General features: G+C 64.5%; 15 protein-coding genes. 6 read left to right on the top strand and 9 right to left on the bottom strand.

Annotation, left to right across the window (positions count from 1 at the left end; all coding sequences use genetic code 11):
• Window positions 1-70 precede the first annotated feature (70 nt).
• Entirely contained in the window at window positions 71-196 is a 126-nt protein-coding gene (locus ACTJKX_RS23420) for a hypothetical protein (RefSeq protein WP_311934366.1), read from the bottom strand.
• Between ACTJKX_RS23420 and zwf the strand changes: the two genes are divergently transcribed.
• Complete coding sequence (gene zwf / locus ACTJKX_RS23415; protein WP_394312294.1) at window positions 174-1,649, top strand: glucose-6-phosphate dehydrogenase; 1,476 nt, start codon at window positions 174-176, stop codon at window positions 1,647-1,649. The two genes, ACTJKX_RS23420 and zwf, sit on opposite strands and share 23 nt — an antisense overlap.
• A gap of 185 nt (window positions 1,650-1,834) precedes the next feature.
• Window positions 1,835-2,605 (top strand): transporter substrate-binding domain-containing protein, encoded by a 771-nt coding sequence (locus ACTJKX_RS23410; protein ID WP_440726680.1) that lies wholly within the window; start codon window positions 1,835-1,837, stop codon window positions 2,603-2,605.
• 199 nt (window positions 2,606-2,804) lie between these two features.
• Here ACTJKX_RS23410 and ACTJKX_RS23405 read toward each other — a convergent pair whose 3' ends face one another.
• From ACTJKX_RS23405 to ACTJKX_RS23390, 4 genes are all read right to left on the bottom strand, one after another.
• A complete protein-coding gene (locus ACTJKX_RS23405) occupies window positions 2,805-4,277 on the bottom strand; it encodes an N-acyl-D-amino-acid deacylase family protein (protein WP_440726679.1) in 1,473 nt (490 codons plus the stop codon).
• A 61-nt stretch (window positions 4,278-4,338) separates the two neighbouring features.
• Window positions 4,339-4,992 carry a DUF6963 family protein gene (locus ACTJKX_RS23400; RefSeq protein ID WP_440726678.1) on the bottom strand — a complete coding sequence of 218 codons (654 nt, stop codon included), beginning with the start codon at window positions 4,990-4,992 and terminating at the stop codon, window positions 4,339-4,341.
• 208 nt (window positions 4,993-5,200) lie between these two features.
• Entirely contained in the window at window positions 5,201-6,097 is an 897-nt protein-coding gene (locus ACTJKX_RS23395; RefSeq protein WP_440726677.1) for a fructose bisphosphate aldolase, read from the bottom strand.
• A 347-nt stretch (window positions 6,098-6,444) separates the two neighbouring features.
• Entirely contained in the window at window positions 6,445-6,639 is a 195-nt protein-coding gene (locus ACTJKX_RS23390) for a DUF2735 domain-containing protein (protein WP_311934325.1), read from the bottom strand.
• A 375-nt stretch (window positions 6,640-7,014) separates the two neighbouring features.
• Here ACTJKX_RS23390 and ACTJKX_RS23385 point away from each other — a divergent pair, with 375 nt between their 5' ends.
• From ACTJKX_RS23385 to ACTJKX_RS23370, 4 genes are all read left to right on the top strand, one after another.
• Window positions 7,015-8,049, top strand: a complete 1,035-nt coding sequence (locus ACTJKX_RS23385) for a glutamine synthetase beta-grasp domain-containing protein (RefSeq protein WP_311934326.1) — start codon at window positions 7,015-7,017, stop codon at window positions 8,047-8,049.
• A gap of 157 nt (window positions 8,050-8,206) precedes the next feature.
• Complete coding sequence (gene rlmN, locus ACTJKX_RS23380; protein WP_311934327.1) at window positions 8,207-9,478, top strand: 23S rRNA (adenine(2503)-C(2))-methyltransferase RlmN; 1,272 nt, start codon at window positions 8,207-8,209, stop codon at window positions 9,476-9,478.
• 125 nt (window positions 9,479-9,603) lie between these two features.
• Window positions 9,604-10,101: a hypothetical protein gene (locus ACTJKX_RS23375; RefSeq protein WP_394312301.1), complete on the top strand. Its 498-nt coding sequence runs from the start codon at window positions 9,604-9,606 to the stop codon at window positions 10,099-10,101.
• Between the two features lie 199 nt (window positions 10,102-10,300).
• On the top strand, window positions 10,301-10,861 hold the full coding sequence (locus ACTJKX_RS23370) for an invasion associated locus B family protein (protein ID WP_440726676.1): 561 nt from the start codon (window positions 10,301-10,303) through the stop codon (window positions 10,859-10,861).
• Window positions 10,862-10,897: 36 nt separating this feature from the next.
• Here ACTJKX_RS23370 and ACTJKX_RS23365 read toward each other — a convergent pair whose 3' ends face one another.
• The 4 genes from ACTJKX_RS23365 to ACTJKX_RS23350 all read right to left on the bottom strand — a co-directional run bounded on the left by ACTJKX_RS23365 (window position 10,898) and on the right by ACTJKX_RS23350 (window position 13,406).
• Complete coding sequence (locus ACTJKX_RS23365) at window positions 10,898-11,458, bottom strand: queuosine precursor transporter (protein WP_440726675.1); 561 nt, start codon at window positions 11,456-11,458, stop codon at window positions 10,898-10,900.
• Window positions 11,459-11,578: 120 nt separating this feature from the next.
• Window positions 11,579-11,740: a double zinc ribbon domain-containing protein gene (locus ACTJKX_RS23360; protein ID WP_440726692.1), complete on the bottom strand. Its 162-nt coding sequence runs from the start codon at window positions 11,738-11,740 to the stop codon at window positions 11,579-11,581.
• A 273-nt stretch (window positions 11,741-12,013) separates the two neighbouring features.
• Complete coding sequence (locus ACTJKX_RS23355; RefSeq protein WP_311934331.1) at window positions 12,014-12,637, bottom strand: DUF1638 domain-containing protein; 624 nt, start codon at window positions 12,635-12,637, stop codon at window positions 12,014-12,016.
• Between the two features lie 76 nt (window positions 12,638-12,713).
• The gene (locus ACTJKX_RS23350) at window positions 12,714-13,406 is read right to left on the bottom strand and encodes a corrinoid protein (protein WP_311934332.1); all 693 of its coding nucleotides are present in this window, start codon (window positions 13,404-13,406) and stop codon (window positions 12,714-12,716) included.
• Window positions 13,407-13,441: the final 35 nt, after the last annotated feature.

Genomic DNA, 13,441 nt, shown 5'->3' with positions numbered 1-13,441 from the left:
CGCCAGGCGAATTAATTCTGCGCCGCCCATTTTTTCTTGCCGCCCTTGATCATCCCTCCCGTCTATGCCCCTATTCCTGCCTCGAACCGGTATGGGGCTCGGCGATGGCGGCTTCAGGCAAGGACGGGCCTGGATCGGCCCGCGGCGTGGCGCGCCGGCGCAGTGCAAAACCAATGGGAACGAGAGCCTTGATCAAGAATTCCTCGCGCGTCGGCCCGGGCAAGCCGCAGGTCGTGGTGCTGGTGGGCGCCACGGGCGACCTCTCCCGTCGCAAGCTGATCCCCGGCCTCTTCCATCTGGCCAGTGCCGGCTTCATCCCGGGCTGCCGCATCATCGGGGTCTCGCTCGATGACATCGATGCCGACGGCTTCCGTGCCATCGCACGCGACGCGCTCGACAAATTCTCCACCCGCAAGGTCTCCCAGGCCGATTGGGAAGCCTTTGCCGCCAGCCTCGATTATGTGCCGATCTCGGCCGGTGCCGGCCCGGTCAAGGAAGCTGTGGCGCGGGCCGAAGCCGAACTCGGCCCCGAAGCCCGCCGCGTGCATTATCTGTCCGTGCCACCCAACGCCGCACTCTCGGCCGTGCAGATGCTGTCGGAGGCGGGTCTCGTCGACCGCTGCCGCATCATCATGGAAAAGCCCTTCGGCACGGATCTGGCCAGTGCCGTCGCCCTCAACGCCCGCCTACACGAGGTCTTCCACGAGAGTCAGATCTTCCGCATCGACCACTTCCTCGGCAAGGAGCCGGCCCAGAACATCCTGGCCTTCCGCTTCGCCAATGGCCTGTTCGAGCCGATCTGGAATCGCAATTTCATCGATCACGTCCAGATCGACGTGCCGGAAACGCTGGGCCTGGGCACCCGCGCCGCCTTCTACGAATCCACCGGCGCCTATCGCGACATGGTGGTGACGCACCTGTTCCAGATCCTCGCCTTCATGGCGATGGAGCCGCCGACCGCGCTGGAGCCCCAGCCGATCTCGGAGGAGAAGAACAAGGTGTTCCGCTCCATGGTGCCGCTCGATCCGCGCGAGGTGGTGCGCGGACAGTATATCGGCTATCGCGAGGAGCCGGGCGTCGACCCTGAAAGCGACACCGAGACCTTCATCGCCCTCAAATGCGCCATCGACAATTGGCGCTGGGCCGGCGTGCCCTTCTACCTGCGCACCGGCAAGCGCCTCGCCGAAGGCCAGCGCATCATCTCGATCGCCTTCCGCGAGCCGCCCAAGAGCATGTTCCCGGCGGGTTCCGGCGTCGGTGCGCAAGGCCCCGACCACCTCACCTTCGACCTCGCCGACGCCTCCAAGGTCTCGCTCTCCTTCTACGGCAAGCGCCCCGGCCCAGGCTTCCGGCTCGACAAGCTCTCGCTGCAATTCGCCCTCAGCGAAACCGGCCTGATCGGCGACGTGCTGGAAGCCTATGAACGCCTGATCCTCGACGCCATGCGCGGCGACCACACTTTGTTCACCACGGCCGAGGGCATCGAACGGCTCTGGGAAGTCTCCCAGCCTTTGCTCGAGAATCCGCCGCCCGTGCGCCTCTACGACCAGGGCAGCTGGGGCCCGAAGTCGATCCACCAGCTCATCGCCCCCAACGCCTGGCGCCTCCCCTTCGAGCGAGTGTGGCGTAAACCGGGCGGGAAGGAATAGGCATCGGCCCCCCACCGGCATCGTCGCGAACCGCTCCGCCACCGGCAAACTGCCGGCTTTGGCCGTCATCGGGCCGATTGACCTTGTCTGACGAATACGTTCTGCTGCCACGCGCCGGAGGCTTTTTCCTTTCGGCCCAATCAAAAACGCCGACAGAGCGGGAGCAAAGGGAGGACATTGGGTCCATGAAGAGTTTCAAGACGAGTTTGCTGGCGGGCGCGGCCCTTCTGATGGGAATAGCCGTGGCGCACGCCGATCCCGTCAGGATCAGCGTCTCGGCCGAGCCGATCCCGCCCTTCTTCTCGCTGGACGGCCAGGGCAATTGGCAGGGCTTCCTGCCCGACTATGCCAAGGCGGTGTGCAAGGAAGCCAAACTCGATTGCGTGGTGGTGGCCACCGCCTGGGACGGCATCATGCCGGCCCTCCTCGCCAAGAAGATCGACGTGATCTGGGCGGGCATGTCGATCACGCCGGAGCGGCAGAAGCAGATCGCCTTCACCATCCCGATCTACAACACCCCGGTTGAGTTCATCGGCAACAAGGACGACAAGTTCGAATTCGTGCCAGGCGGCCTCAAGGGCAAGGCGGTCGGCGTGCAGACCAGCACCATCCACGCCCAATATGTGCAGAAGGCCTATCCGGAGGCCGAGATCCGCAACTATGCCACGCTCGATGCCGCCATGGCTGACCTGGCCGCCGGGCGCATCGAACTGGTGCTGGGCGACGCCGATTCCGTCGGGCCGTTCCTGGAAGGCAAGGACGGCGCCTGCTGCGATTCCAAGGGCTTCCCCAAGGATCCCTTGTTCGAGGGCGGCATCGGCGGCGGCCTGCGCAAGGAGGACACCGAGCTGAAAGCCAAGCTCGATGCCGGCATCAAGGCCGTCTATGCCAGCGGCGAATTCAAGCAGATCGCCGGGAAATACTTCAAATACGATATCGGCATGCCGCCCAAGTGAGGTGAAATAGCCTTCTCCCCTTACGGGACCGGGCACTTCTTTTGGAAGTGCCTTGGGTCCCGGCAGGGGGATGAGGGGTGTCGGCGCATGCCTGGAATGGTTGCGTATCTCCCCTCATCCGCCCCCACGTTCTTTACTTGAACGCGTGGTCCTTAAGGGACCACGCTACGGCACCTTCTCCCAGGCAACTGCGTCTGCCTCACGCAAATGCGGCGGTGAAATTCTTCGCCACTAGGTCGCGGTTGCGCAGCACCTTGCCGGCGCGGGGGCCGGCCGCCTTGCCCTCGCTCCAGGCCAGGCTCCCATTGACATAGACCGAACGAATGCCGGCCGAGAGCTGCATGGGATCGTCGAAGCTCGCCCTGTCCAGGATGGTTTCGGGATCGAACAGCACGAGGTCGGCATAGGCGCCCTGCCTGATCACGCCGCGCTGGGCAAGGCCGAAGCGGGCGGCGGGCAGCGCCGTCATGCGGCGAACCGCCTCCTCCATGCCGAACAGGCCGATATCACGAGCATAATGGCCGAGCACGCGGGGAAAGGTGCCCCACAGTCGGGGATGCGGGCGCACGTCGTGCGGCAACCCGTCCGAGCCCACCATGGTCAGCGGGAACTGCAGCACGCGCCGCACGTCTTCCTCATCCATGGTGAAATAGACGGCGCCGGCCGGCTGCAGCTTCGCCACCGCCTCCTCTCTGGAGACGCCGAGCTCGCGGGCGATGACGTCGAGCGTCTTGCCGGCGAGATCGGGCCGCGCCTTCGACCAGGTGATCAGGATGCGCTCGACCTGGCCGGCACGCTTGGCCTCCAGCACGGTGGAGGACGCCGCATAGGGATAGACGTCGAGCGTGACGGGCTGCTCGCGCGCCCGCTTCTCGATGATCGGCAGGGACACGCGGGTGCGGCCATGGTTCTGCGGGTCGGTCGCCTTGTGATGCGACAGCACCACCGGCGCATCGGCCTCGCGCCCGATGGCGAAGGCCTCTTCCATCGCTTCCAGCAGGTGATCGGCCTCGTCGCGCAGATGGGTGGTGTAGATGGCCGAATATTTCGCCAGCGGCTCGGCGACGGCGATCACCTCCGCCGTCGAGGCGGCATTGGCCGGCTGGTAATAAAGCCCGGTCGAAAGGCCGATGGCCCCATCCGCCAGCGCCTGGTCGAGCAAATCGCGCATGCGGGCGCATTCGGCCCTGGTGGCCGGACGGTCGAGCCGGTCCATGGTGGCAAGGCGGAGCGTGGTGTGGCCGACCAGGCAGGTGACGTTCACCGTGGTTCCCGCCGCTTCCACCGCCTCGAAATAATCGGCGAAACGCTCGAACAATTCATGCTCGCCTTTGGCGATCAGGTCGAGCGGTGGCACGACCTCGCCCTTCGCCCGCAGCGGGGCGAGGCTGATGCCGCAATTGCCGACCACCACCGTGGTCACGCCCTGGCTGAGCTTGGCCGCCATGTCGGTGGCGATCACCGCGCGGTCGTCATGGGTGTGCACGTCGATGAAGCCGGGCGCGAGGGCAAGCCCGGCGGCGTCGATCTCGGTCCTGGCCTGGTGTGGCAGCTTCTCGCCGAGGGCGACGATGCGCTCGCCGGTGACGGCGACATCGGCGAGATGCGGCATGGCGCCCGTGCCGTCGAAGATATTCGCCTGCCGGAAGATCAGGTCGCAGGTGGCAGTCATGATGAGGTCCCTGGGTCGTTCCGGACCGGTATGCCGGCCTCTACTTCGCTATAGCCCGGCCTTATGATTCGTGCCCGGCCAGCACTGCGGCGCCCCGTCGCGCGGCGCTGTCGGCGAGGCCCGCTGCCGGCTCGATGGAGTTGTGCAAGAGGGCCAGGCCGTAACGCCCATCGGTGGCAAGAACATGGGCCTGGCCGCGATCGGCGCGCTCGCGCACCAACTCGCTGTCCTCCACGCCGATGGCATGGGGCGTCACGGCGATCAGGCCGGCATCGACGCGCGGATTGGCAAGCAGCACCATGCGCACGGCTTCGCCGGGAAGGACGCCCCTCTCGATCAGCGACAGCGCCTCCCTGTTCACAGGAAAGCCGGAAGCGCCTACCCTATTCGGCAGCCGGTGGCCGGTGACGAAGCCGCTGCGGCTTGCGGCGAGAAACTGGGCAAGCGGCTCGGGGCGATCAGGTCCGCTGGTGATCACCGCCGCCAGCGGCGAGGCCATCATCCAGGCAAGATCAGGTCGGGTGGACCATTGGGCGCGAATGGTCTCGAGACCGCCGCGCTGGCACTCCAGGCTGACCGGCTCGCCATCCGGCGCCAGGGCGTAGAACACCGCAAAGCCATGCAGGTCGCCCTTGCCCAGCCTCTCAGCCTCGGCCCAGGCTGCCCAGACCGCCCGGCCCGCTTCGGCCCCGAAGGCAGCAATGCCGATCGTCACGCCCAGAACTCCCCGATTGCCATCAAGATTGCGTTCCCCAAACGAATCCGGCCGCGAGCCGGGCACCCTGCCCCGCTCGCGGCCAGTGATCTCGAACGGCCCTGGAGCAAAGCGCGATCAGACGGAACGCTATTTTGCTCCAGCTCTTCGGTTCGACGCGTCCTTGCGGTTCCTGGCGATGCCACCAAATCGCAAAACGCTCTCGCGATCAGACCTTGACGACGCTCGCCTTGTAGATCTGATCGATTGCCTTGCCCAGCGTATCGTTGAATTCGGCATCGCTCATCGAGACGCGCAGGTCTTCGGCGAGAGCGCGCGAGAAGGAAGCAATCATGCCATGATTGTGGCTGAGCTTCTCGCAGGCATCCGGACAGGTGTAGCCACCCGAGAGGGCCACCAGACGGGCCACGGCTTTGTGGTCGACCAACGGCTTGTAGAAATCGGCGACGGTCGGGATGGTGAGCTTGAGCATCACCTGCTCGCCCGCCGGCAGCGCGTCGAGTTCCCGGGCGATCTCATCGCGCAGGATGGCCTCGGCTTCCTGCTTGGTCGGGCTCTTGATCGAGACTTCCGGCTCGATGATCGGCACGAGGCCATGGCCGAGGATCTGCTTGCCGACTTCGAACTGCTGCTTGACGACGGCGGCAATGCCGGTCTTGTCAGCATTGGCGATCACCGAGCGCATCTTGGTGCCGAAGATACCCTTCTTCACCGCGCGCGCGAGCAGGGCATCGAGTTCGGGCATCGGCTTCATCACCTGGGCGCCGTTCTCTTCTGCCGCCAGGCCCTTGTCGACCTTGAGGAAAGGCACCACGCCGCGATCTTCCCACAGATAGGTCGGTACCGGCTTGCCCTTGGCATCGCCGTCCATGGTCTTCTCGAACAGGATGGCGCCGATCACCTTGTCGCCGGAGAAAGCGGGCGACGTCATGATGCGCACACGCATTTCATGCACCAGGCGGTACATCTCTTCGTCGCCACTATAGCTGGATTCGGCGATGCCATAGAGACGCAGGGCGCCGGGGGTGGAACCACCGCTCTGATCGAGGGCGGCGATGAAGCCATCCTTGCCGGTTATCTGTGACATCATCTTGGCGTCTGCCATGCTGGTCTCCCTGTTGCGGGCCGGTGCGCGGCGCGCCCAGCCTCCGCGGTTGCCTAGAACACAGCGCGTTTAGACGAAAACGCTCCTTCGCTCTAGCTCATTGTTTCCAAGCCAATCCGACGGATTGGCGAGAGCGTCTCTGCGATTCACGGCGATCGCGCCAAATCACGAAATGCTCGTGTTTCGAGTCGGCGCGAGTATCGGCATGGAAGGAAGGTGAAGCAAGGGGCTGCGCGGTGAAAAGCTTTGGCGCGGAAGCGAGAAATCGGCGCCGGACGCCTTCCGCCCCTGATACAGCCAACGGATATGGCGGGGGTGGATCGGACCTGTCCTGTCTGCCCGTATCGTCAGCGCTTGCGCGGATCGGCCGCATCGCGAATGGCGGCCTGGTGATACCAGGCGCCGTCGACGTCGACGGGCGGCAAGGGCTGGGTCTCGCGCGAGGAAAGCCGGGTCTCGTCACGCCCGAGGCTGGACCCCATACGCGGCCGCGCAGGGAAGAGGTAGATCTTGGCGGTCTCTTGCCGGGTACTCGCAGTCATGCTCGTCTCCCTTGCCTGGCGCGCCCTGGGGCGCAACCAAACCAGGATCAAGTCTTAGCACAGCGATCCTCCCCTTCCTATCATTTGCCTGCTTTGCAGGCAGTGTTTGCCTAAACTATGTGCATTCTGGGCTATATCGGGACACTGCGCATGAAGGCAGCACTCCCGGCAATGACAGCTCGTGCCTCTTTCTTCCGTCGATGGCGCGGAAAGACGCGGATTTCGCCGCGTCTGCGCCGACGGGAGGGCCATCATCTGCGACAAAAGCGCCGCACCATGCGCTCTGGCACGCTTCCTGCTTATTGCACTGCAACCGGCGGCAGTCCGGCGAACCGGCTGCCGTCCATTCCATTCACACCAGCGAGTATCCTAAGAATGACGAAGTACAAGCTCGAGTATGTCTGGCTCGACGGTTACCGGCCGACCGCCAACCTGCGCGGCAAGACCATGGTCCGCGAATTCGACGCCTTCCCCACGCTCGAGCAACTGCCTCTCTGGGGTTTCGACGGCTCCTCGACCAAGCAGGCCGAGGGATCGAGCTCGGATTGCGTACTCAAGCCGATCCGTGTCGTCCCCGATCCGGAGCGCCTGAACGGCGCCGTGGTGCTGTGCGAAGTGATGATGCCCGACGGCGTCACCCCGCACGCCTCCAACACCCGCGCCACCATCCTCGACGATGACGGCGCCTGGTTCGGCTTCGAGCAGGAATATTTCTTCTACAAGGATGGCCGCCCGCTCGGCTTCCCCGAACATGGCTTCCCCGCCCCGCAGGGTCCCTACTACACCGGCGTCGGCTACAAGAATGTCGGCAATATTGCCCGTGAGATCGTCGAAAAGCATCTCGACATCTGCCTGGCCGCCGGCCTCAACCATGAAGGCATCAATGCCGAGGTCGCCAAGGGCCAGTGGGAATTCCAGATCTTCGGCAAGGGCTCCCGCGCCGCTGCCGACGAGATGTGGCTCGCCCGCTACTTCCTGCTCCGCCTGACCGAGCAATACTCGATCGACATCGAATGGCACTGCAAGCCGCTCGGCGACACCGACTGGAACGGCTCGGGCATGCATTGCAACTTCTCGACCACTCATATGCGCGAAGTCGGCGGCAAGGCCTATTTCGAGGCCCTGATGGCAGCGTTCGCCGCCAACAAGGAAGCCCATATCGCCGTCTACGGCCCGGACAACCATCTGCGTCTCACCGGCAAGCATGAGACCGCCTCGATCGACACCTTCTCCTGGGGTGTGGCCGACCGTGGCGCCTCGATCCGCGTGCCGCACTCCTTCGTGCGCAACGACTACAAGGGCTACCTGGAAGACCGCCGTCCCAACTCCCAGGCCGATCCCTACGAGATCGCCTCCCAGGTGCTGAAGACCATCGCTTCCGTCTCGACCGCGGTGAAGGCCGCGGCCTGAGCCCGAACGGTTTCCGACGAAACGGCGCGGATCTTGCGATCCGCGCCGTTTCGCATGCTGCGTCCGGATGAGGCCAGCGCGCGCCCACCATGCATCTTTGCCGGTCGCCCTTTTGGGCTGGCTGTGCTATAGCGCCGGCCAACATCAGGAATTTTGCATGTCGGCCCTCCCGCTCGAACAGGCAGCGAGCACTGCGCCCGTTGCCGCTGCTGAAACCACTATTCCCGCCGCCAAGCCCTCCCTCGCCGGGATGGATCGCGCGGCGCTGACCGAAGCTCTCACTGCCGTGGGCGTACCCGCCGGCGAGGTGAAGATGCGCGTCAACCAGCTTTCGCACTGGCTCTATGTTCGCGGCGCCAGCCGCTTCGATGCCATGACCAACGTGTCCAAGCATCTGCGGGCCCTCTTGGAGCAGTCCTACACGCTCGACCGCCCGGAGATCATCGCCGAGCAGATCTCGGCCGACGGTACGCGCAAATGGCTGATGCGCATGCCCTCCACCGGCCCCGCCGACAAGGGCGCCGAGATCGAGACCGTCTACATCCCCGACGAGAGCCGCGGCACGCTGTGCGTCTCCTCCCAGGTCGGCTGCACGCTCAACTGCTCCTTCTGCCATACCGGCACGCAGAAGCTGGTGCGTAACCTTACCGCCGCCGAGATCGTGGCCCAGCTCCTGGTGGCGCGCGACCGTCTCGGCGACTGGCCGGGCCAGGAAGCGCCGGAAGGTGCGATCGTGCCGCGTGACGGCGGGCGCTACGTCTCCAATGTCGTGATGATGGGCATGGGCGAACCGCTCTACAACTACGACAACGTCACCACCGCCCTGAAAGTGATGTCCGACCAGGACGGCCTGTGCCTGTCGCGCCGGCGCATCACCCTGTCGACCTCGGGCGTGGTGCCGATGCTCGGCCCGCTGGGCGACGACGTCAATCCGGCACTCGCCATCTCGCTGCATGCCACCAACGACAATCTGCGCAACGAGCTGGTGCCGCTGAACAAGAAATATCCGATCGCCGAGCTCCTGGATGCCTGCCGCAACTATGCGGGCCTGTCCAATGCCCGCCGCATCACCTTCGAATATGTCATGCTCAAGGGCGTGAATGACAGCCCGGCCGAGGCGCGCGCTTTGGTCAAGCTGCTTAGGGGCATCCCGGCCAAGATCAATTTGATTCCCTTCAACCCCTGGCCCGGCACCTTCTACGAATGCTCGGACTGGGAGACGATCGAGGCCTTCTCCGACATCGTCTTCAATGCCGGCTACGCCTCGCCCATCCGCACGCCGCGCGGGCGCGACATCCTCGCCGCCTGCGGTCAGCTCAAGAGCGAAAGCCAGAAGATGCGGGCCCGCGAGCGCCTCGCCATCGAGGCCGACGCCATGAAGAAGCTGGCGGTTGAGGCTTTCTACGCCCACGGGGCGGACGGGGAATAGTACCCTCCGGGACCGCAGGCTTCCAGCCTGCATCTCTTCTCCCCCTATGGGCATTGCCACGAGCAGGTGTCGCAACAATCTTCGCTGATGGTTGTTGCCGAGAAGCCTGCGGTCCCAGGAGTTCGATGTCCTCTCCTCCCTCCCCCAATAGCCCGCGTGGCGTCATCGGCTTCGTCGACCGTCTGGTGCTGGTGGCCTTCGCCGCCGTCCTGGCCGCGATCGCCGCGCTTGTGGTCGGCGTGATGGGCCTGGCCAATCACGATTTCGGGCAAGAGCTCACCGGCACCGCCGAATTATTGGGCCTCAAGACCCTGGCGACGCTGATCGACGGGACCCCCGTGGAAGACATCGGTGCGATGATCCGGCAAGCCGCAACCGCTGCCTTGGCGATCTGGCTCGCCCCGATCGCCCTGGTGGCTGTGATCGGCGAAACCATGGGCAAGGCAAGCTGGATGTTCTATGCCATCGGGATGGCGCTCGCCTTTGCGGTGGCGCCGATGGTGATGAGCCTGAACATCCTCGCCATCGTGCTGCTCTACCGTGCCTTGCTCGGTCTGCTCGCCATCGGCATCGTCGCCGGCACGGTCTATTGGCTGGTGGCCGGCCGCAACGCGGCGGGTTGAGCGGAGCCAGAATTGCACGCCATGGTTCTTTTGGCCCGATTTAACCATTTGCTCACCGCGTCCGCGTAGGCTGCGAGCCGTTCCGGTCGAACTTTCGCCGGAATCCCTGTCTTTCGTCGCAGTTGCGCGAGGCGCTCCGATTCACGATGATCGGCGCCACCGCTTTCTGCCCTCTTACTTCGGGATCGATCGAGCCAGCATGATGTCCTCAACCCTTCGCATCGCGCTCATCGCCACCGCCGTCGTCGCATTCACCGGTTCGGCTCTGGCAGCACCTCGCAAACCCAAGGCCGAAGCGCCGGCGCCGGCCGCCGCCGGTGCCCAGCCGACGCCGCTCGGCCAGTTCGGCGATTGGCAGGCCTTCCAGAACGGCACGGCCAAGGGCAAGTCCTGCTTTGCCATCACCAGCCCGAAGGACCGCAAGCCTGCGCGGCTGAAACGCGATCCGGCCACGCTCTTCATCACCCGCCGCCCTGGCGAAGGTGTGAAGAACGAGCTGAGCATGATCACCGGCTTCGGCATGAAGGATGGCGGCGACGCCACGCTGAAGATCGGCCGCTCCTCCTATACGCTCTACACCAAGGGCAGCAATGCCTGGGTGAAGAACGCCGCCGAGGAAGGCACCGTGGTCAATACCATGCGCAAGAGCCGCGAGGCGGTCTTCACCGGCGCTTCCAAGCGCGGCAACAAGACCACCGACCGCTATTCGCTCGACGGCCTGCCGCAGGCCCTCGACGCCATCACCAAGGGCTGCCCGTAAGATTTGGAGCGCGGACATCCTGTCCGCGCTCCAAAACTACACCGTCTTGGCAGAGAGCCTGTCGCGGAAGACGAGATAGCCGTAAACCGGCATCACCACGAAAACCATGGCGATCTTGATGGCATAGTCGGCAAAGCCGAGGCTGACCCAGGGCACGTCCGTCCCGACGAAGGCGATCACCCAGAACAGCACGCTGTCGACCGTCGAGGCCAGGATGTTGGAGATGGAGGGCGGCACCCACCAGGCATGCTGGCGGAAGCGGTTGAAGACCTGCGCATCCACCATCTGGCCGGAAATGAAGGCGACACCGCTGGCGATGGCGATGCGCGGATCCGCCGCCACGAAGGAGACGATCACCGCGATCACGAAGGAGGCCATCACCACCTTGCGCGTCATTTCCACGCCATGGCGCCGATTGCACAGATCCGTGATGAAGAAGGCGACCGGGAAGATGAAGGCGCCCCAGGTCAGGAAATCGGAAGTGCCCGGCACGACATACTGCACGCCCCAGTTGGCGGCTGCCACGATTACGGCGTGGGCGAGCACGTAGCGCCAGCGCAAGCCGGCGAAAGAGTTGAACAGGGGATTGGCGGTCACGGCATACCTACGCGAAGGAGGAGATTTTCTGGGGCGCTGCCATACAGCAAAAACAGCTTCCCGTGTAGCCTCTCCATCGCAATTGTGCTTCGCAGGGCCGGCATGACCGCTTTATTGCGTTTACGCGGCAGCCTTTCCGCAGGTGGTGCAGAATTTCGCCCCGGGCAGCACCCGGCCACCGCACTGGGCACAGCTGCGGTCCCGGGCACCCAGCCCTTCCCCGCACTGGGCACAAAAGTGCGCATCGGCCGGATTGTCGCCACCGCATTTGCCGCACGCCATGACGCGTTGCGCAACATTCGGTGAAGGACCGTCCTGGGCAGGAGACCGGCCCCATCCGCCCTGATGGCGATCCTGAGATCCGTGGCCACCGTGATGGCCGCCGGCGCCATGCCTGCCACCCGACAACAATCGATCGAAAAAGTGCCCCATCGTCCTGCTCTCCTCTTCAGGGATGAGAAGAAAGCCTAGCTTCTACAGTCGCTAGAGGAGCAAATGACATATCGGTAAGGTACAGCCGGACCGGTCCGCGAGCCGTCTTGGCCGCGACGCGCCCTATGTCCGGGCCTGGCCCGTTTCCAGGAAGCGCTCCACCCCGGTCAGTCCGGTGTAATGCACCTCGAGGGGCAGCCCCAGCCGCTCGGCGGCGGCCTTCGCCTTGCGCTCGAGCACCGGGTCGGGGAATTGTACCAGGAACATCACCCGCTTGTAATGGCCGAAATACATCGGCAGCAATTGCGGATGGACATCGAGCTTCAGGCCCTTGATCACGAAGCGGTCGAAATGCCGGACCAGGAAGTCGGTGAGGTAGAAGGTGCCGATCTCCTCCTCCTGCATGCGGTCGAAAACGTCCGCGCCGGCGAAAAAGGAATAGCAATGCGGTCCGTCGATGCGCTCGACGCCCTCCTCGGCGAGGACTGCGTCGAGCAGGCCGCCGGTGCCGCAATCGCCGTAGAGCACCAGGATCTCGTCATATTTGGCGCGATTGGCGCGGATCTTGCGCCTGATGCCGTCCGGAATCTTCTGGGGGTAGTTGTGCCAGATCGCCGGCAGGCAGGTGACCTCCATATGGTCCCAGCCATTGGCCGTCTTCACCGCCAGAAATTCACGCGCCAGCGCCCCGCAGGCGATCACCAGCGTCGAGCGGGGCCCATCTGTTTGTTTCGAAGGACTGGTCATCGCCCACTCCCCGAGATCGGCCGCCGCTCCAAGGGCGGAACGGCATCGACCGCTCCGCACAGGTCTGCGGCCGAGCTTAGCCCGCCATGCCCTGGCGCTTGCCGATCAGCGACTTGGCCATCTCCACCGCAATGGCGGCATCGCGGCAATAGGCATCGGCGCCCACGGCTTCCGAGAAGGCTTCGTTCAGCGGCGCGCCGCCGACCAGCACGATATAGTCGGAGCGGATGCCCTTCTCCTTCATCGTGTCGATCACAACCTTCATATAGGGCATGGTGGTGGTGAGCAAAGCCGACATGCCGAGAATCTCGGGCTGGTGCTTCTCCAGCGCCTCGAGATAGTTCTCGACCGGGTTGTTGATGCCGAGGTCGATCACCTCGAAGCCGGCGCCTTCCATCATCATGGTGACGAGGTTCTTGCCGATGTCGTGAATGTCGCCCTTGACGGTGCCGATCACCATCTTGCCGACCTTGGGGGCACCGGTCTCAGCCAACAACGGGCGCAGCACGTTCATGCCGGCCTTCATCGAATTGGCGGACATCAGCACTTCCGGCACGAACAGAATACCGTCGCGGAAGTCGACGCCGACGATGCGCATGCCCTCGACCAGCGCCTTGGTCAGCACGTCATAGGGCGTCCAGCCGCGCTTGAGCAGGATATTGACGCCCTCGACGATCTCGTCGGCCAGGCCGTCATAGAGGTCGTCGTGCATCTGCTCGACGAGCTCGTCATCGGGGAGTGAGTTGAGATCGAGATCGCCGTCGGACATGACTTGCTGTTCCTGCACTGGGTGAAGCACGGATT

This window comes from Labrys sp. 22185, from assembly GCF_052045555.1.
GTDB lineage: Bacteria > Pseudomonadota > Alphaproteobacteria > Rhizobiales > Labraceae > Labrys > Labrys neptuniae.
Note: the sequence above shows the minus strand (reverse complement) of the source record. Positions and strands in the feature narration are given on the sequence as shown.